Raw genomic sequence first — 18,505 nt, 5'->3', positions numbered from 1 at the left:
CCGCTTATCGACGCCGCGCCCCTCCCCCCGGGGGGACGCGGCGTTCCTGCGTTTCTAGCGTTCCAGCGTCAGACGCACGGAGGAGTCGACCCTGGCGTCGTCGCCGGCGGAGGGGCGCTGGCGGGTGACCACCCGGTCGTCGTCGCGCTCGCGGGCGCCGCTCTCGAGTCCCACGCCCTCCAGCACCGTGCGGGCCTGGCCGGCCGTCATGCCGACGACGTCCGGGACCGTCACTCGTCCCGCCAGCGTGAGGGTGACCTCTGCGTCGGCGGGGTCGACGAGCTCTCCGGCTTCCGGGCTGGTGCCCACCACGGTGCCGGCGTTCGTGCCGGTGGCTCCGCTGTCCCGGCGGGAGTCGGAGACGGTGAAACCGGCGGCCTCGAGCGCGGCCTTCGCCGCCGCTTCGTCCATCCCGGATACATCCGGCACGGTCAGTGTGCTGGAGACCACCAGGGACACCTCGCTGCCGCGGGTCAGGGTCGTCCCCTGGTCGGGGGAGACTGCGAGCACGCGGCCGGCGGGGGAGTCCCCGTCGTAACGCTGGTCCACGGACGCGACGGTGAGGCCGAGCTCGGCGAGGCGGGCCTCGGCGTCGGCGAGCGTCCCGCCGACGACCGCCGGGACCTGGACGGGCTCCGGCCCGCGGGAGACCCGCACCGTGACGGTCGTCCCGATGGGCACTGCCTCCCCGCCCGCCGGCTCCGTGACGGCGACCATGCCCTCCTCGACGTCGGCGGAGTAGACGGGTTCCCCGGTGGTGACCGCGAGGGTCCGCTCGGAGGCGGCCGCCTGGTAAGCGAGGACGTCCATGCCCTCGGCCGCCGGCACGGTGGGCATGCCCTGGGAGACGAGGACGGTGACCTCACCGCCACGGACCAGTTTCTCCCCGTCCGCGGGGTCGGTGCCCGCGCTCTGGTCCACGGGCACGTCGTCGCTGTAGACGATGCGGGTGACGGGCGTGAACCCGGCCTCCTCGACCAGGGTGACCGCCCCGGCCCGGTCCATCCCGAGAACCTGGGGGATCTCGCCGTAGCGCCCGGACCCGAACCACCAGCCGCCCACCGCCACAGCGGCGGTGAGCACCGCGACGACCACGAGCCACGCGATCAGCCCCACCCGGGAGCGGTTGCTCACGGGCTGCTCGGCGGGCGGCTCCTCTACGGCCGCCTCGGGGATCCGGGCAGGCACCGCCACCTCCTGGACCCGCGTCTGCTCGACCGGGGGGCGGGTGATCTCCGTGACCATGGTCGGCGGGCCGACGAGATCGGTGATGTCGGTGGGCACCGCCGCAGCCCGGTGCGCCGCGGAGTTCTTCGGCACGGGGACGGTGAAGTCGGGCAGGGCGAGTTCGGCGGCGACGTCGTCCAGCGCGGCGAGGAATTCCGCGGCGTCGGCGAAGCGGTCCCGCGGATCCCGCGCCGTCGCCGTGGCGACGAGCGCGTCCATGAGGGAGGGCACGCCCCCGATCCGGGAGCTGGGCGCCGGCACGTCGTCGGCGAGCCGGCGGTAGGCGTGGTCGAGCGGGTTGTCGCCGGAGAAGGGGACCGTGCCGGTGAGCAGTTCGAAGAGGACGACGCCCGCGGAATACACATCCGAGGCGGGCGTGATGTCCGAGCCGTCGACCTGTTCGGGGGAGAGGTAGGCGGCGGTGCCGACGATCTGGCTGGACGACACCGTCGAAGCGCTGGCGGCTCGCACGAGGCCGAAGTCAGCGAGCTTCACCCGGTGGTCGCCGCTGATGAGGATGTTGTCCGGCTTGATGTCCCGGTGCACCAGTCCCGCCTTGTGGGCGGTGGACAGGCCGGTGAGAACCGACCGCATCACCGTGGCGACGGCGTGCGGGGGCATGGGGCCACGCTCGGCGAGGAGTTCGCGCAGGGTGCCCCCGGTGATCAGTTCCATGATGAGGTAGAGGTGGTCGCCGTCGGAGCCGAAGTCGTAGACGTTGACCAGGTTCGGGTGGGTCAGCTGCGCCATGGCGCGGGCCTCCCGGCGGAAACGCTGCCGGAACACGGGGTCGGCGAGGTACTTCTCGTCCAGGACTTTGGCGGCCACGGCGCGCCCGAGCCGGAGGTCGACGCAGCGGTAGACCATGGACATGCCGCCGCGTGCGATCGGGTGATCGATGCGGTAACGGTCCTCGAGGAGATCTCCCACTGCCAGTTGAGCCATGCGAACAGTATGGTCCACAGGTCGCTGCTGATGCCAACGCTGGTCGCCACTAGAGTAGGAGAGGTGAATTCGAACGACATCTCCCTCGAGGCCCTGCTGGCTGATGAACCCATGCTCACCCTGCCCGAGGCGGCGGAGCGGCTCGGCGTGGTGGTCACCCGAGTCGACGACCTCCTGACCGCTAACAAACTCATCGCCCACATCGTCGACGGCAAGCGACACATTCCGGTGGCGCTCTTCGAGAAGGACGAACCCACGACCGGAAAGTTCGTGCCCGGCGTGATCACCCTCCTCACGGACGGTGGCTACTCCGACGCGGAGATCCTGCGGTTCCTGTTCACCGAGGACGAGACCCTGCCGGGCCGGCCGGTGGACGCGCTGCACGGCCAGCTGGCGCGCGAGGTGCTGCGCCGGGCTCAGGCCATGGCCATCTGAGGTCCCTCCCGAAGACCCAGTCGCTGAGCACCCAGGCGAGCGCGAGCACGCCCGCCATCCACCAGGTGTTGTAGAGCTGGTGGTTGCCGCTGCCGGTGAAGGAGAGGGTGACCACCGCGGACGCCCCCACCGCCAGGCGGAGCACCCACCGGGGCGGGTCGACCGTGCCGACGAGACTGATCACCGACGCGTAGTACCAGGGCAGCGTCACCGAGTTGAACACGAAGGCCACCTGGTAGGCGGCCGCGGTGCCGGCGATGGCGCGGCGGTCGTCCTGCCGGAACACCCACCAGACGAGGACCAGGCCGAGGAGCATGACGGCCATCGAGATCGGCCGCAGGATGCTCAGCGCCACGTTGTAGTCGAAATCGTCCCGGAACAGCTGCATGAACGTGGTGACACCGCCCGCGGCCAGCGACGGCCACGCCAGGGGGTTGATCACCTTGGAGTTGCCGGAGATCTCCGAGAGCCAGCCCCACGAGGATCCGGACATCAACGTCACGGCCGCGACCACCACGAAGGTCTCCACGACGACGAGGACACCGGCCAGCAGGAAGGCGGCCACCCGGTTGATCCGTTCCGCGAAGCGGCGGGTGGCCATCCACACCACGAACGGCAGGGCGATCGCGGCCGTCGCCTTGAGCGAGACCGCCACGGCGATCAACGCCACCCCCAGCACGAAACGACGGTTCAGGCAGGCCAGGAGACCAATGCTCACCAGGCCGACCATGACGGATTCGTTGTGCATTCCGCCCACCATGTGCAGGATCATCACCGGGTTGGCCACACCCAGCCACAGGGCGAGCACCGGATCCCCGCCCAGCGCACGAGCGATCCGGGGCACCGCCCAGGCGATGGCGGCGAAACCCGCGACGGAGATCAGCTTGTACACGACGACCCCGGCGGTGACGTTGTCGCCGACCAGCCGGGTGACGCCCTCGCCGATCCAGAGGTGGAGAGGCCCATAGGGGGTGGTCGTGTTGCGCCAGTCGTGGGAGACCTCCAGGAGGAAGGGCCCGGGATTGACGGCCGCGCCCTGGGTGTAGGGGTCGAAACCGTCGCGCAGCATCGCGCCCTGCATGAGGTAGGAATACACGTCCCTCGAGAGCATGGGCGCCGCCGGAATGAGGGGGAGCACCCACGCCCACATCGACGTGCGCACAATCTTCCCGCCGTCTGTCCCTTCCCTGAGCACATGCCTCCGGCCGAGGACCGCCCAGCCGAGCAGGAGGAGGATCACGCCCGCCCAGAACACGGTGTTCGAGATGCCCGCCCCCCGGCCGTAGGCGAGGAAATCCAGGCCGGCGGCCTCGAGCAGGCCCCCGCGGTTGCGGGTGGCGCCGCCCCCGAAGGAACCCAGCAGGAGCAGCAGGGAGCCGATGAGCCCCAGCCAGAGGGGGCCGGGGAGCCGGACGGTCATCAGTGCCGGCGCGCGGTCGCGCGGTGCGCCAGGTCGGTGAGGGTGGCGGTGACCTCCGGGGAGGTGTGGGCGGCCGACAGATGTGCGAGGCCGGAGGCGGTCAGCGCGGTGATGCGCTCCTCGATCTCCTCGACGGCCCCTGTCCCGGCGATGATGTCGGCCAGCCGGGAGACCTCTCCCGGGTCGGCCACCGCCCCGACCCCGGCCCGCAGCTCGGCGGCGGCGGCGGGGTCGCGGTCGTCGGCACGCTTCAGCGCGGTGGCCAGCAGGACCGTGCGCTTTCCCTCCCGCAGGTCGTCACCGGCGGGCTTGCCGGTGACCGCGGGGTCGCCGTAGACCCCCAGCTGGTCGTCGCGCAGCTGGAAGGCGATGCCGATGTCGCGGCCGTAGCCGCGGAAGGCCTCGATGGTCTTATCGTCGGCGCCGGCGATCGACGCGCCGAGGTGGAGGGGCCGCTCGATGGTGTAGGCGGCCGTCTTGAAGCGGTTGACCGAATCCGCCAGCTCAACGTCCTCGTCCGCTGTGGCTTCGAGGGAGATGTCGAGCAGCTGCCCGCCGATCACCTCGGTCCGCATCGCCCGCCAGGCCTCGCGGGCCCGCTGCAGAGCCTCCACCGACAGCCCGGAGTCCTGGAACATGTCCTCGGCCCACACCAGCGCCAGGTCGCCGACGAGGATGGCCACGGATTCGCCGAAGTGGGCGGGGTCGCCGGACCACCCGCTGGTCCGGTGCGCCTCCTCCACCGCCCGGTGGACGGTGGGGTTGCCGCGCCGGGTGTCGGAGGCGTCGATGATGTCGTCGTGGATCAGCGCGCAGGCCTGGATGAACTCCAGCGAGGCCGCTGCGCGCAGCACGGCCGCCGGATCCTCGGAAGTCGCGTCGAAGCCTCCTCCGCCGGCGAAACCGGCCCACACGTACAGCGGGCGGATCCGTTTACCTCCGCCGAGGACGAACTTCTCCAGATGGGCGACGGCGTCCGTGACCGGACCGCCGATCGCGGCGACCTGCGGCCGGCGGTCGGCGAAGAACCGGGAGAGTTCATCGCGGGCGGCGTCCGGGATCTGGTCGAGGGTCAGCGTGCGGAGGTCCTGGCTGCTCAATGTGGCGATCCTTCATCGGGGCGGTGGATTGTCGAGTCCACGATACCCAGCCGTCCGCCGGCGGGAGTCAGTGACGGCGGTCTATTTCGCCGGGTCCGCCAGGGGGAGGGGGACGGAGAGCACCGCGAACAGGCGGGAGTCCCCGTCGAACTGGAAGTTGCGTAGTTCGTCGCGGAAGCCCATGGAGCGGTACAGGGAGAAGGCATTGTTGGCCTCGTTGTCGACCTCCGGGGTGGACAGGAGGGCGTGGCCTGCGGGAACGAGCCACAGCAGCTGGGAGAGCAGGCGGCGGCCGATGCCCTTGCCCTGATGCGCCGGGTCGACGTGGATCTCGGCGACCTCGAAGTAGTCGCGCATGAGCACCGCCTGACGGGTGTCCGGCCCGCCGGCCTCGCGGAAGCCGCGGCGTACCTGGCGGTCCCACCACAGATCGGGGGCACCGAGGTAGCCGTAGGCCAGCCCGAGGAGGGTGCCGTGTTCGAAGGCGGCGAGTGCGGTGAACCCGGGCTGGACTATCTCGTGGCGCCAGACCTCGATCCGGCCTGCGCGGATGGCCGGGTCGTAGCCCATCGCGTCGATGTAGAGGTCGACGAACTGGGGAGCCAGCACGGCAAATTCGGCGCCGGACAACCGGCGGATCTCGATGGTCACCCCTCCACTGAACCATGAACCCCGGATCGGGCGGTGGCGATCGCCGCGCCGGGGCATTCCCGGCTCTCGAACACGCGGGACGGCGGAGGGGAGGAAAGTGCAGCACAACCATTGACGGGTTCGAAAGGCTGTTCTACGATTGAAGTGTGATGTTCCGTGCCACTTCTAGGGTGGGGGCAACACGCTGGCAGGTGGTCGAAAGTACGAGGAAAGGAGTTGGTCCCCATGGCACAGATTATTTCCGCTACTACGAGGTTCTCGGGTGCGGGCACCCGCCGGGCCGACTTCATCTTCAAGGCCCGCGGGCTGCTCGCCCAGGCCGCCGATCATGCGGTGGCGGGGGAGTGGGACCTGGCGCTGGAGGCCGCCTACCAGGCCGCCCTGAGGTCGGCCGGGGCGAGGATCTCTGCCTCGGCGGTGGCAGGGAAGCGCCGCCGCCCGACTGGCGCGTGGGATCAGCTCCGGCTCGTCGACGCTGACGGCGAGCGCTGGGCAGGTTCTTTCGAGCAGTACTCGCGCCTGCGATCGCGGGTCGCCTCGGGTCTGGAGCGGGACCTTGACCCCCGGCTGGTCAGCCGGATCATGGATCTCGCCGGAGAGTTTCTCGCCGAAGTGGAGGCCGAGGCCGGGTGGGCGCCAGCGGCGGCGTAACTGGTTTGGCGTTCACGGGAACAATCCCGTTAGTCTGGGCGTTGAACCAGTAAGAAGAAAAAGCGCCCAGCGATATCCGGGAGGAACAGTGTCGCTTTCAGAGCAGGAGCAACGAGCGCTCCGGGAGATTGAACAATCTCTCCTTGCTGATGACCCCAAGTTCGGGTCATCCGTGGCTGGTGACCACGTTTTCGGTGCATCCGGAACGCCCGGCATCACCCTTCGAGGTGTGGCGATCGCGGTCGTCGGTCTCGTCATGCTCATCGGCGGCGTTGCGCTGGCTCAGCAGAGCCTCTGGTTCATCGCGCTGAGCGTGGTGGGATTCCTCGTCATGTTCGGCGCAGGTGTCTGGATGCTCCGTGGCGGCGGCGGAAACCCCGGTGGGATCGGGCGCAAGCGCGGACCGAAGCGTGGCGGCGGCGGCTCCGGATCCCCGACCAGCAGGATGGAAGACAACTTCCGCCGGCGCTTCGAGGAGCGCTAACCCTCCACCTTTTCCTCAGGCCCGCCGCACATGTATGTGCGGCGGGCCTGAGTTGATTCACCACTTCGCCCCACGGAGATCCTCCACCTTGCCCCACCATGCCCCGAGCTAGACCTGAAACCCGGGTCCCTGGCAGGGGTGCGTGTCGACGTGGCGGGGGTCGCGCTCGGCCTCGGGGAGGCCGCGGGCAGGGGCCCCACAACTTTCAGGCCGCTTACCTGGGAATCCTCTGCTGATTCTGTGGCAGGCGGGGCCAATGAGGGTTGTTGGTGGGGGGAAGTGGGGTATTGTGGGGCACAGCGGTGGAGAAGAGGGGTCACGTGGCCTTTCGGATCCATGGCGAGAACTGAATCTGGTCTGAAGCGATCCGAGGAGTCGAGACTGAAGGAAGGTGGCCCCGGGATGTTTCTCGGTACCTACACTCCCAAACTCGACGACAAGGGTCGTCTCACACTGCCGGCGAAGTTCCGCGAGGAGCTCGCCGGCGGGTTGATGATCACGAAGGGGCAGGACCACAGTCTTGCGGTCTATCCCCGGGAGGAGTTCGCCGCCCGCGTCCGGAAGGCCGCGGCGGTGTCCCGCACCAACCCGCAGGCACGTGCCTTCATCCGCAATCTGGCTGCCAGTGCGGATGAACAACGTCCTGACGGCAACGGGCGCATCAACATCTCGGCCGGGCACCGCGAGTATGCGGGTCTGACCAAGGAGTGCGTGGTCATCGGATCGGTGGATTTTCTCGAGATCTGGGACGCAGAGTCCTGGGCCGCGTATCAGAAGGAAACGGAGGCCGCTTTCTCGGCGGCCGACGCAGAAGACGTCCTCGGCGGACTGCTCTGATCATTCCCGGCAGGGAGTGGAGGAGCGGGGCGGAGTGCGTGTAAGGACTCTGCCCGAGGTGATGCTCTGGTGTACTTCCCCGACATCAGATGGACACATCGGGCAGGGCCCTGTACGCGCCCCGCATCGTGGGCAGACCGACACACTCGATTAGGAAGGGGGGCGGGGACGCCGTGACCGACCACAAGGCCGACATGAGCTTCGACATCGGCGAGAACTTCGGGCACGTCCCCGTCCTGCGCGACCGCATGGCGGATCTTCTGGCGCCCGGCATCCTGGCTCTGGGTGAGCACGCGGTCATCGTGGACGGCACCCTCGGCGCCGGCGGCCACACCGAGCATTTCCTGCGGACCTTCCCGGAGGCGCACGTCATCGGCGTGGACCGCGATCCGCGTGCCCTGGCCGACGCCCGCGCCCGCCTGGCGCCCTTCGGGGACCGTTTCGTCGGCGTGCAGACCCGTTTCGACGGTGTCGGCGAGGCCATCGCGGAAGGCGAGGGGAAGATCTTCGATCTCGCCCGCGGGTACGGCATCGCCGGGGCCCTGTTCGATCTGGGCGTTTCGTCGATGCAGCTGGACCAGGTGGAGCGAGGTTTCGCCTACCGCACCGACGCCCCGCTGGACATGCGGATGGATCCCACCCACGGGCGCACCGCGGCGGACGTGCTCAACACCTACAGCCACGGCGACCTGGCGCGCATCCTCAAGACCTACGGCGACGAGCGCTTCGCCGGGAAGATCGCCTCCGCCGTCCTGCGGGAGCGGGAACGGGAGCCCTTCACCTCCTCGGGCCGCCTGGTCGAGCTGCTCTACGACGCCATCCCGGCCGCCACCCGGCGCACCGGGGGCCACCCCGCCAAGCGCACCTTCCAGGCGCTGCGGGTCGAGGTCAACGCCGAACTCGAGGCACTGGAGAACGTCATCCCCGTCATCACCGGCCTGCTCGCCGTCGGCGGACGCGCGGTGTTCATGAGCTACCAGTCCCTGGAGGACCGCATCGTCAAACTCGCGTTCGCCGACCTGACCGCGTCAAAGACCCCGCCCGGCCTCCCGATGGACCTTCCGGGCACCGCGCCCCGTTTCCGCAGCGTGACGCGCGGGGCGGAAAAGGCGACCGAAGCCGAGATCGAGGAGAATCCTCGGGCGGCACCCGTGCGGGTGCGGGCCGTCGAGAAGCTCCCTGGCCCGACGGGAGAACAACAGTGACACAGCAGACGACCAGGAAAGAGCGACGCATGGGCGCCAGCCGCGACTTCACCAGCACTGCTGTCCTCGAACGCGGGCAGCGGACCAGGACCGTCCCCCCGCAGACACCGCTGCCCCGGCGCAGCAGGCCGATTCCGCCCCCGAACCGCCTCGGCTCCAGGCAGGTGGTGTCCGTCCGCGGACGGCGCGTGGCGGAGGTCAAACGAACCACCCTGCTGGCCAAGCTGGTCAGCCTCTCCATCATGCTGGCGATCGCCGGCGTCGCGGTGGCGATGTGGCTGTCCGGCGTGTCCACCCAGCAGACCTTCCAGATGCAGGTGCTGCAGTCGCAGGACCGGCAGCTGTCGAACCAGCTGGAGACCCTCAACCGGGACCTGGAGAACGTCCGGTCCTCCGCGGAGATCGCCCGCCGCGCAGGTGAGCTCGGCATGGCGGTCCCCTCGCAGCCGGGAATCCTGGCGGTGCAGGAGAACGGCGACATCGTGGAACAGCGTCCGGCGGATCCCGCCACGAGCCCTATCATTGACGTGAACGGCGCACCGGTCCGTCCGGGCCAGGCGTCCAGCGATCCGGACGCGATCGATGAGCTGGGCGACAACCTGGAGGCGATCCCGCAGGCCGAGCGGCTCCAGGCCCCGGCGCCGGTCGAGCGGGGTGTGCTCCCGTACGCTCCGAATGTGCCCACCGAGGATCAGTGACCAACCCGAATACCCGAGCAGAACGAGCAGGTGAGGACGCCCAGTGACACGACCAGGCGCCGGAGGCGTCCGACGTTCGTCCTCCCGTCCCTATTCTGACGCACGCTCCGCACAGAGCCGGGCGCCGAGACCGCCGGTGAAGAAACCGCAGGACCAGAAGTCGGTGATGACCCGCAGGTTGCGGGTCATCCTCACCATTTTCACGGTGATCACCGTGGCGCTGGTGGGCAGGCTCGCCTGGGTGCAGGTGGTGTGGGGCCCTGATCTGGCGGCGAAGGCCCAGGAGCAGCGCGCCCGCGTGTACGTCGATCCCGCCCGGCGCGGCGAGGTGACCGACCGGCACGGCAACCAGCTGGCGTACACGATGCAGGCACGCAGCCTGACCGTGTCCCCCCGCCTGCTGCGCAGCGAGCTGCGCCAGCGGGAGGATCTGCAGATGCGGGTCGACGGTGTGCCGCGCGAGCAGATCGACGCCGAGCTCGACGGCCGCGTCGAGGACATCCTGGAGACGATGGCCAGGGAGATCCCCGTCATGATCGAGGAAACCGGCGCCATCACCGGCGAGGTCAAGTCGGATGACATCCTGGACAAGCTGAAGGCGGATTCCACCTACGAGGTGCTGGTCCGCAACGTCGACCCGGACGTCGCGGCCGAGATCGCCGCCACGTACCACGGTGTGGCCGCCGACCACCAGGACATCCGCCAGTACCCGAACGGCGCCATCGCGGAGAACGTCATCGGCAAGGTGTCGATGGACGGGCAGGGCCAGTTCGGTCTGGAGGCCTCGGGCGACGCGACGCTCTCCGGCATCGACGGGCGCTCCACCGAGGACGTCTCCACCGACGGGCAGGCCATCCCCGGCACCCTGCGCGACGTGGTGCCCGCCGTCGACGGATCCTCCGTCGAGCTGACCCTCGACCTGGACCTGCAGACCTATGTCCAGCAGCTGCTCGAGCAGGCGAAGGTGAACTCGCAGGCCAAGTCCGCGGAGGCGGTCGTCCTGGACGTGGCCACCGGCGAGGTCCTGGCCATGGCCAACACCGACACCATCGACCCGAACGGCAACATCGAACGGCAGCTGGCCGCGGGCAAGGACTTCGAGAACCAGACCATCTCGCACCCGTACGAGCCGGGGTCGGTGGCCAAGATCGTCACCGCGGCCGCCACCATCGAAGAGGGCCTGACCACTCCCGACGAGGTCCACCAGGTGCCCGGCTCGATCCACATGTCCGGTGTCACGGTCGCGGACGCCTGGGCCCACGGTGTGTTGCCGTACACCACGACCGGCATCTTCGGTAAGTCCTCCAACGTCGGCACGCTCATGCTCGCCGAGCGCCTGGGGGAGGAGCGTTTCGCGGACTACCTCGACCGGTTCGGTATCGGCCGGCCCACCGGCGTGGAACTGCCGAACGAGTCCTCCGGCCTGCTGCCCCCGCTGGAGCAGTGGTCGGGGGGCACCTTCGCAAACCTGCCCATCGGCCAGGGCATGTCGCTGACCACCCTGCAGATGGCCAGCGTCTACCAGGCGCTGGCCAACGACGGGGAACGGATCGAGCCCCGCGTCATCGAGTCGGTGACCGCCCCCGACGGCACCCCGCAGGAGGTCGTCGAGCCAGCCCGCACCCAGGTCGTCAGCCCCGAAACCGCCGGCATGGTGGTGGACATGTTCCGCTCGGTGATGCAGGACGACCCGGGCGGGCTGCAGTCGGGCACCGGCGCCAACGGCGCTGTCCCCGGATACCAGACCTCGGGCAAGACGGGCACGGCGCAGAAGGTCGACCCGAACACCGGCGCGTACTCCAACAGCGACTACTGGATCACCTTCGCCGGTGTCGCCCCGGCCGACGACCCGCGGTTCGTCGTGGCCGTGATGGTCGACGAGCCCCAGCGCGGCGTCGAGGAGGGCGGCGGCGGCGGCCAGTCCTCGGCCCCGCTGTTCCGGGAGATCGCGTCCTGGCTGCTCAACCGGGATAACATTCCGACGTCGCCGCCCGTGGAGGATCTCCTGATCCTCCACGCCCAATAGTCCTTCGAGGAGGAGAACATCCATGGAAACCACCCTGACCCACCTGGCTGAGCTTGCCGGGGGCGAACTCGTCCGGGAATCCGGGGCTGATCCCGTCATCACCTCCGTCGGACTGGATTCGGGCACTCTCGCGGACTCCGGCGCCCTGTTCGCCGCAGTCCCCGGCACACGTCGCCACGGCGCCCGTTTCGCGGCGGGAAGCCCCGCCGCCGCCGTCCTCACCGACGAGGAGGGCCGGCGCATCCTCGCGGAAGCGGGGGAGCGGCGCCCGGTGATCGTGGTCGAGAACGTCCGGGCGGTGCTGGGAACCGTGGCCGCCGAGATCGAGGGGCACCCCTCGGAACGCCTGACCGTCCTCGGCGTCACCGGCACCTCCGGCAAGACCACCACCAGCTACCTCCTCGAGGCCGGACTCATGGCCGCGGGACACAAGGTGGGTCTCATCGGCACCACCGGAACCCGCATCGACGGCCGCGCGGTGCCGACTTCCCTGACCACCCCGGAGGCGACGACCCTGCAGGCGTTGTTCTCGCAGATGGTCGAGGAGGGAGTGACGCACGTGGTCATGGAGGTCTCCTCCCACGCGCTGGAACTGGGCCGGACGGCGGGGACGCATTTTGCCGTCGCCGGCTTCACCAACCTCTCCCAGGACCACCTCGACTTCCACCCGACGATGCAGGAGTACTTCGAGGCCAAGGCCCGGTTCTTCGACCCGGCCTCCCCGCTGGCGGCGGGGAAGTCGGTCATCTGCGTCGACGACGAGTGGGGCCGCGCCATGGCGGAACGCGCGGACCACCCCCTCACCGTCTCCACCCGCGGCGTACCGGCCGACGTCACGGCCGCCCCGGCCACCGTGGCGCCCTCCGGCGAGCAGACGATCGTCCTGCACCTGCCGGGCGTGGAGGTGACCGCCCGGCTGCCGCTGCCGGGCGACTTCAACGTCGCCAACGCGGCAGTGGCCACGGCGATGGCGCTGGCGGCGGGCGTGGATCCGGCGGCGTTCACCGCCGGCTTCGCCCATGTCGCCGTCCCAGGCCGAATGGAGCGCATCGACGAGGGGCAGGACTTCCTCGCCGTCGTCGACTACGCACATAAGCCGGCCGCCGTCGCGGCCGTCCTGGACACCCTGCGCGGCCAGGTCACCGGCCGGCTCGGCGTGGTGGTCGGGGCGGGCGGCGACCGGGACGCCTCCAAGCGCCCGATCATGGGCGAGGAGGCCGCGCGCCGCGCCGACCTCGTGATCATCACCGACGACAACCCGCGCAGCGAGGTTCCCGCCGTCATCCGCGCGGCGGTGCTGGAGGGCGCCCGCTCCGCCGGCACGGACGCAGAGATCCGGGAGATCGGCGACCGCGCCGCAGCCATCGACGCACTCATCGACTGGGCCCGGCCCGGTGACGGCGTGGTCGTCGCCGGCAAGGGCCACGAGGTCGGCCAGCTCATCGCCGGAGTGGACCACCACTTCGACGACCGGGAAGAAGTCCGCCGCTCACTCAAGGAGAAGAAGCAATGATTCCCCTCACCCTCGCAGAGATTGCGGAGATCACCGGCGGCGAGCTCCACGACGTCGCCGACCCGTACACGCAGGTGACCGGCTCCGTCGAATTCGACTCCCGGAAAATCACCCCGGGCGGGCTGTTCCTCGCCCTGCCCGGGGCGCAGGTCGACGGCCACGACTACGCCGCCCGCGCCGTCGCGGCCGGGGCGGCCGCGGTGCTGGCCGCCCGCCCGGTGGGGGTGCCCGCGGTCGTCGTAGCGCCCGCGGGCCGCACCGACTCCAACGCCGACATCTACGCCCACGACGCCGACGGTTCCGCGAAGGCCGTCGTCGACGCGCTCGCGGCCCTCGCGCACGCCGTGGTCGCCAGGCTGCCCGAGCTGACGGTGGTGGGCATCACCGGTTCAGCCGGCAAGACCTCCACCAAGGACCTCGTCGCCTCCGTGCTGCGCATGGCGGGGGAGACAGTCGCCCCGCCCGGTTCCTTCAACAACGAGATCGGCCACCCCTACACGGCGTTGCGCTGCGATGACGGCACCCGCTTCCTCGTCGCCGAGATGTCCGCCCGCGGCATCGGCCACATCGCCCACCTGGCGGAATCGGTGCCGCCGAAGATCGGCGCGGTGCTCAACGTCGGCAGCGCCCACCTCGGGGAGTTCGGCTCGCGGGAGAACATCGCCCGCGCGAAGGGCGAACTCGTCGAGGCCCTGCCGGCGGACGGGGTGGCGGTGCTCAACGCCGACGACCCCTTCGTCGCGGCGATGGCGTCGCGCACCCGCGCGCGGGTGGTCAGCTACTCCGCCCATGGGCGGGCGGACCTGTGGGCCGACGACATCCGTCTCGACGACGTCGCCCGCGCCAGCTTCACGCTCCACGCCGGCCACACCTCCGCCCCGGTCACGCTGCAGGTCTTCGGCGAGCACCAGGTCTCCAACGCACTGGCCGCCGCCGCAGTCGGCCTCGAGGCGGGGCTGACGCCGGCGCAGGTCGCGCAGGGCCTCTCGGGCCACACCAGCGCCTCGGCGCACCGCATGGACGTGCAGACCCGGGCGGACGGCGTCACCGTCATCAACGACTCCTACAACGCGAACCCGGACTCCATGCGCGCGGGCATAGCGGCGCTGGCGTACACCGCCTCCGCGCGCCGCGACGCCCGGTCGATCGCCGTCCTCGGCGAGATGAGCGAACTCGGGGCGGACGCAGAGGAGTCCCACCGTCTCATCGGGGAGCAGCTGGACCGCTACCGCGTCGACCACCTCATTGCGGTCGGGGAGGGGCCCCACAGCCGTGCCATGGCCACCGAAGCCGCGAACCGGGGTATAACTACGGAGATCGCGCGCGACGTCGACGAGGCCACCAGCCTCGTCGAGGCCGTGCTGCGCACCCGCCCGATCGAACACACCGGCCCCGGCAACCCGGGGGACGTGGTGCTGGTCAAGGCCTCCAATTCCCTGGAGCTGTGGCGGGTGGCGGAGAACCTCATCCACCAGAAGAACATCCAGAAGGGTTCATAGGGGCGACACGACGTGACACAGATCATCATCGCAGGAATCGTCAGCTTCCTTGTCTCGATCTTCACCACTCCCATCCTCATCCGGCGGTTCTCCGCCGAGGGGCTCGGGCAGGAGATCCGCGAGGACGGGCCGAAGTCGCACCTGCGCAAGCGCGGCACCCCGACGATGGGCGGCATCGCCATCCTGGCGGGCATCGTCGTCGCCTACCTCACCGTCGGCATCTACGGCCTGATCATCGGCACCGGCGGCTTCACCGTCTCGGGCGTGCTGGTCCTCGGCTTGACCCTCGGCCTCGGCGCCCTGGGTTTCGCCGACGACTTCATCAAGATCTTCCGGGAGCGCAACCTCGGCCTGAACAAGACCGCGAAGCTCGTCGGCCAGCTGGTGATCGCCGTGGCGTTCGGACTGCTCATCCTCATGTTCCCCGACGACGAGGGGCTGACCCCGGGGTCGACGCACCTGTCGTTCATCCGCGACATCGACACCGTCGACATCGCCTTCGGCGGCAGCATCATCGGGATCATCGTCTTCCTGCTGTTCATCTACATCCTCACCGCCGCCTGGTCGAACGCCGTGAACCTCACGGACGGACTCGACGGCCTGGCCGCCGGAAGCATCGCCTTCGTGATGGGCGGCTACTCGCTGATCACGTTCTGGCAGTTCCGCAACTCCTGCACCGTCGCGGTGGAGCCGGGCTGCTACTCGGTCCGCGATCCGCTGGATCTCGCCGTCCTCGCCGCCGCCGGCCTGGGCGCCTCCCTCGGTTTCCTGTGGTGGAACGCCGCCCCCGCGAAGATCTTCATGGGAGACACCGGTTCCCTCGCCCTCGGCGGCCTGGTCGCCGGCCTCTCGGTCGCGTCGCGCACCGAGCTGCTCATGGTCATCATCGGCGCCCTCTTCGTCATCGAGGCGGCCTCCGTGGTCATCCAGGTCATCTCCTTCCGCACGACCGGCAAACGCGTCTTCCGGATGGCGCCCTTCCACCACCACTTCGAGAACGGCGGCTGGCCGGAGACCACCGTGGTCGTCCGGTTCTGGCTCATCGCTGTCATGGGGGTCATGCTGGGTGTGTCCATCTTCTACGCCGAGTGGCTCACCGCCACGGGAGTGAGCCTGCGATGATCACCGGAACCGCCCTCATCGCCGGCGCCGGGGTCTCGGGCCGCGGACTCGCCCGCCTGCTCGTCGATCTCGGCGTGGACGTCGTCGTCGCCGACGACAACGCCCGGATCGAGGGCGTGCGCGGCATGGGCGTCGACGAGGCCCGCGGCCGTCTCGGCGAGTTCGAGGTAGTCATTACTTCTCCCGGGTGGCGCCCCGACCACCCGCTGCTTCTCGACGCCGCAGCCGCCGGCCTCGAGGTCCTCGGCGACGTGGAGCTGGCCTACCGGCTCGACCGCGCCGGCGCATTCGGCGCTCCGCGCACCTGGCTCGTGGTCACCGGCACCAACGGCAAGACAACCACCACCGCAATGCTCGCCGCCATGATGCGGGAGCTCGGCCGCGACACCGGGCTGCGTGCCGAGGCCGTCGGCAACATCGGCGTCTCCGTCGCCGACGCCCTGGCCGACCCTCGGCGCGTGGACGTTCTCGTCGCCGAACTCTCCAGCTTCCAGCTCCACTGGTCCAGCGAGCTGACCCCCGATGCCGGGGTGCTGCTCAACCTCGCCGAGGATCACCTCGACTGGCACGGCTCCTTCGCCGCCTACACCGAAGCCAAGGCCCGTGCGCTGACCGGGCCGGTCGCCGTAGCCGGCGCGGACGACCCGGCGGTGCGCGCCCTGGCACCGGAGGGGCACATCGGTTTCACCCTCGCCGAGCCCGCCGTCGGGCAGTTCGGCGTCATCGGCGGGCAGCTGGTGGACAACACCGGAGACGCTCCTGTGGTGCTGGCGCCGGTCGCCGGAATCCAGCCCGCGGGTCCCGCCGGCGTGCTCGACGCGCTCGCGGCCGCCGCCGTCGCGCGCAGCCAGGGCGCCGCACCCGCCCACATCGCCGCGGCCCTCGCCGGCTTCCAGGTCGACGGGCACCGCGGCCAGACTGTCGCCGAGAACGGGGGAGTGGCCTGGGTGGACAACTCCAAGGCCACCAACCCCCATGCGGCGGACGCCGCGCTGGCCGGACTCCACGACGTCGTCTGGCTGGCCGGCGGACAGCTCAAGGGCGCGGACGTGGGCCCCCTCATCCGGGACCACGCGCACCGGCTCAAGGGCGTCGGGCTGCTCGGCGCCGACGCCGCGCTGATCGCCGACGCCCTGCGCGCACACGCCCCGGACGTCCCCGTCCACGTCACCGCGCTCACCGACCCGGCCGCGGCGATCGACGACCTCGTCGACTGGGCGGGTGGGATCGCCGAGGCGGGCGACACCGTGCTGCTGGCGCCGGCCGCCGCCTCCCTCGACATGTTCACCGGAATGTCTCAGCGCGGCGACCTCTTCGCCGCCGCGGCCCGGGCGAGGACGTCATGAGCGCCAGCGCCGGAACGTTCACCAGGTGGCACGCCGCCTGGCACCGGAGGATGGATTCCTGGCCGGGCTTCGACTACCTCATGATCCGCTCGGTGGTCTTTCTCCTCTCGGGGATCGGCGTGGTCATGGTCATGTCCTCCTCGATGACCTGGTCGGTGCTCGAGGGGTCCACCGTGTGGGCGCAATCCCTGCGGCAGGGGGTCATGGTGGTCCTCGGCCTGTTCGCCTTCTGGCTGGCGCTGCGGGTCCGACCCGCGGTGATCCGGCGGCTCGCGCCCTGGCTGTTGCTGCTCTCGCTCGTGCTGCTCGTGATGGTTCTCATCCCGGGGATCGGCAGCGGTTCCGAGGAGGTGGGCTCCCAGTCCTGGATCCGCTTCGGTTCCATCGGCCTGCAGCCCTCCGAGCTGGCGAAGGTCGCCGTCGCGGTGTGGGGTGCGGCCTATCTGGCCGACCGGCGCGACCCGAAGAAGATCAGCGCGCGCAGCCCCTTCGCCGTCTACCTCGCCGTCTCGGTCCTGATGATCCTGCTCATCGCCGTGCAGGGCGACCTCGGCATGACCATGAGCTTCGCGCTGGTGGCCATGTTCACCCTGCTCTTCGCGGGCGTCGACCTCCGGATCATCGCCGCGGGGGGTGTCGCCGCCCTGGCGGGCCTGCTGCTGATCTTCTTCTCCGGCGGTTTCCGCTCCAACCGTTTCCACGTCTACTTCGACGCGCTGTTCGGCCGTTTCGAGGACACCCAGGGCACCGCTTTCCAGTCCTACCAGGGGTTTCTCTCGCTGGCGGACGGTTCCCTCTTCGGCGTCGGGCTCGGCCAGTCCCGGGCGAAGTGGTTCTACCTGCCCGAAGCCAAGAACGACTTCATCTTCGCCATCATCGGCGAGGAACTCGGGCTGTGGGGCGGGGCCATGGTGATCGTCCTGTTCTCCGCCCTCGGATACTTCGGTTTCCGCACCGCCCAGCGGGCGCAGAACCAGTTCCAGTCGCTCATGGCGGCGGCGCTCACCGCGAGCGTGGTGTCCCAGGCGTTCATCAACATCGGCTACGTCGTCGGCCTGCTGCCGGTGACCGGTATCCAGCTGCCGATGATCTCCGCCGGCGGCACCTCCGCCATCATCACCCTGGGCTCCATGGGGCTGCTGGCCTCCGTCGCGCGCCACGAGCCGGAGACGGTGTCCGCGGTCCAGTCCTACGGGCGCCCCCTCTTCGACCGGATCTTCTTCCTGCCCGAGCCGGCGGTGCGCACCGTACCCCCCGTCCGCGGGACTCGGCCCAGGTTCGGTGAACCGGTCACTGGTAGCGTCAGGGAACGTAATCGGCCCACCCACGACAGGAGACGGTGATCC

The 18,505-nt window shown here is 70.0% G+C and carries 16 protein-coding genes; 12 read left to right on the top strand and 4 right to left on the bottom strand.

The window, feature by feature from the left end; translation table 11 throughout:
• Nucleotides 1-54: 54 nt before the first annotated feature.
• Entirely contained in the window at nt 55-2,172 is a 2,118-nt protein-coding gene (gene pknB, locus B840_RS08340; protein WP_042621774.1) for a Stk1 family PASTA domain-containing Ser/Thr kinase, read from the bottom strand.
• A gap of 63 nt (nt 2,173-2,235) precedes the next feature.
• Here pknB and B840_RS08335 point away from each other — a divergent pair, with 63 nt between their 5' ends.
• Nucleotides 2,236-2,607 (top strand): Rv2175c family DNA-binding protein, encoded by a 372-nt coding sequence (locus tag B840_RS08335; protein ID WP_042621773.1) that lies wholly within the window; start codon nt 2,236-2,238, stop codon nt 2,605-2,607.
• Here the strand turns inward: B840_RS08335 and B840_RS08330 are convergent.
• From B840_RS08330 to B840_RS08320, 3 genes are all read right to left on the bottom strand, one after another.
• A complete protein-coding gene (locus B840_RS08330; protein WP_084602884.1) occupies nt 2,510-4,027 on the bottom strand; it encodes an alpha-(1->6)-mannopyranosyltransferase A in 1,518 nt (505 codons plus the stop codon). The two genes, B840_RS08335 and B840_RS08330, sit on opposite strands and share 98 nt — an antisense overlap.
• Nucleotides 4,027-5,127, bottom strand: a complete 1,101-nt coding sequence (locus tag B840_RS08325; protein ID WP_042621772.1) for a polyprenyl synthetase family protein — start codon at nt 5,125-5,127, stop codon at nt 4,027-4,029. Before B840_RS08325 ends, B840_RS08330 begins: the two co-directional genes overlap by 1 nt.
• An 81-nt stretch (nt 5,128-5,208) precedes the next feature.
• On the bottom strand, nt 5,209-5,778 hold the full coding sequence (locus tag B840_RS08320; protein ID WP_042621771.1) for a GNAT family N-acetyltransferase: 570 nt from the start codon (nt 5,776-5,778) through the stop codon (nt 5,209-5,211).
• A gap of 225 nt (nt 5,779-6,003) precedes the next feature.
• Between B840_RS08320 and B840_RS08315 the strand changes: the two genes are divergently transcribed.
• The 11 genes from B840_RS08315 to B840_RS08265 all read left to right on the top strand — a co-directional run bounded on the left by B840_RS08315 (nt 6,004) and on the right by B840_RS08265 (nt 18,502).
• A complete protein-coding gene (locus B840_RS08315; RefSeq protein WP_042621770.1) occupies nt 6,004-6,429 on the top strand; it encodes an SAV_6107 family HEPN domain-containing protein in 426 nt (141 codons plus the stop codon).
• 88 nt (nt 6,430-6,517) lie between these two features.
• Nucleotides 6,518-6,913, top strand: a complete 396-nt coding sequence (locus B840_RS08310; protein ID WP_042621769.1) for a DUF3040 domain-containing protein — start codon at nt 6,518-6,520, stop codon at nt 6,911-6,913.
• Between the two features lie 402 nt (nt 6,914-7,315).
• A complete protein-coding gene (gene mraZ, locus B840_RS08305) occupies nt 7,316-7,750 on the top strand; it encodes a division/cell wall cluster transcriptional repressor MraZ (RefSeq protein ID WP_042621768.1) in 435 nt (144 codons plus the stop codon).
• Between the two features lie 194 nt (nt 7,751-7,944).
• A complete protein-coding gene (gene rsmH, locus B840_RS08300) occupies nt 7,945-8,955 on the top strand; it encodes a 16S rRNA (cytosine(1402)-N(4))-methyltransferase RsmH (RefSeq protein ID WP_042622636.1) in 1,011 nt (336 codons plus the stop codon).
• Nucleotides 8,956-8,984: 29 nt separating this feature from the next.
• On the top strand, nt 8,985-9,653 hold the full coding sequence (gene ftsL, locus B840_RS08295; RefSeq protein ID WP_052491134.1) for a cell division protein FtsL: 669 nt from the start codon (nt 8,985-8,987) through the stop codon (nt 9,651-9,653).
• A gap of 166 nt (nt 9,654-9,819) precedes the next feature.
• A complete protein-coding gene (locus B840_RS08290) occupies nt 9,820-11,679 on the top strand; it encodes a peptidoglycan D,D-transpeptidase FtsI family protein (RefSeq protein ID WP_042621767.1) in 1,860 nt (619 codons plus the stop codon).
• A 22-nt stretch (nt 11,680-11,701) separates the two neighbouring features.
• Nucleotides 11,702-13,192, top strand: a complete 1,491-nt coding sequence (locus B840_RS08285) for a UDP-N-acetylmuramoyl-L-alanyl-D-glutamate--2,6-diaminopimelate ligase (protein ID WP_042621766.1) — start codon at nt 11,702-11,704, stop codon at nt 13,190-13,192.
• Nucleotides 13,189-14,691 (top strand): UDP-N-acetylmuramoyl-tripeptide--D-alanyl-D-alanine ligase, encoded by a 1,503-nt coding sequence (locus B840_RS08280; protein ID WP_042621765.1) that lies wholly within the window; start codon nt 13,189-13,191, stop codon nt 14,689-14,691. The genes B840_RS08285 and B840_RS08280 overlap by 4 nt, the downstream gene beginning before the upstream one ends.
• Before the next feature lie 12 nt (nt 14,692-14,703).
• The gene (gene mraY, locus B840_RS08275; RefSeq protein ID WP_042621764.1) at nt 14,704-15,813 is read left to right on the top strand and encodes a phospho-N-acetylmuramoyl-pentapeptide-transferase; all 1,110 of its coding nucleotides are present in this window, start codon (nt 14,704-14,706) and stop codon (nt 15,811-15,813) included.
• The gene (gene murD / locus B840_RS08270) at nt 15,810-17,159 is read left to right on the top strand and encodes a UDP-N-acetylmuramoyl-L-alanine--D-glutamate ligase (RefSeq protein ID WP_042621763.1); all 1,350 of its coding nucleotides are present in this window, start codon (nt 15,810-15,812) and stop codon (nt 17,157-17,159) included. The genes mraY and murD overlap by 4 nt, the downstream gene beginning before the upstream one ends.
• Complete coding sequence (locus tag B840_RS08265; protein WP_084602880.1) at nt 17,156-18,502, top strand: FtsW/RodA/SpoVE family cell cycle protein; 1,347 nt, start codon at nt 17,156-17,158, stop codon at nt 18,500-18,502. The genes murD and B840_RS08265 overlap by 4 nt, the downstream gene beginning before the upstream one ends.
• Nucleotides 18,503-18,505: the final 3 nt, after the last annotated feature.

This window comes from Corynebacterium marinum DSM 44953 (assembly GCF_000835165.1).
Lineage (GTDB): Bacteria > Actinomycetota > Actinomycetes > Mycobacteriales > Mycobacteriaceae > Corynebacterium > Corynebacterium marinum.
The sequence above is the reverse complement of the archived record's forward strand: the minus strand, read 5'-3'. Positions and strand labels throughout refer to the sequence as shown.

Bases quoted from the DNA above. Each gene is read 5' to 3' on its own strand.
- pknB (WP_042621774.1), bottom strand. From the start codon at position 2,172: ATGGCTCAACTGGCAGTGGGAGATCTCCTCGAGGACCGTTACCGCATC.
- B840_RS08330 (WP_084602884.1), bottom strand. From the start codon at position 4,027: ATGACCGTCCGGCTCCCCGGCCCCCTCTGGCTGGGGCTCATCGGCTCC.
- B840_RS08315 (WP_042621770.1), top strand. From the start codon at position 6,004: ATGGCACAGATTATTTCCGCTACTACGAGGTTCTCGGGTGCGGGCACC.
- mraZ (WP_042621768.1), top strand. From the start codon at position 7,316: ATGTTTCTCGGTACCTACACTCCCAAACTCGACGACAAGGGTCGTCTC.
- rsmH (WP_042622636.1), top strand. From the start codon at position 7,945: ATGAGCTTCGACATCGGCGAGAACTTCGGGCACGTCCCCGTCCTGCGC.
- ftsL (WP_052491134.1), top strand. From the start codon at position 8,985: ATGGGCGCCAGCCGCGACTTCACCAGCACTGCTGTCCTCGAACGCGGG.
- B840_RS08290 (WP_042621767.1), top strand. From the start codon at position 9,820: ATGACCCGCAGGTTGCGGGTCATCCTCACCATTTTCACGGTGATCACC.
- B840_RS08285 (WP_042621766.1), top strand. From the start codon at position 11,702: ATGGAAACCACCCTGACCCACCTGGCTGAGCTTGCCGGGGGCGAACTC.
- B840_RS08280 (WP_042621765.1), top strand. From the start codon at position 13,189: ATGATTCCCCTCACCCTCGCAGAGATTGCGGAGATCACCGGCGGCGAG.
- murD (WP_042621763.1), top strand. From the start codon at position 15,810: ATGATCACCGGAACCGCCCTCATCGCCGGCGCCGGGGTCTCGGGCCGC.
- B840_RS08265 (WP_084602880.1), top strand. From the start codon at position 17,156: ATGAGCGCCAGCGCCGGAACGTTCACCAGGTGGCACGCCGCCTGGCAC.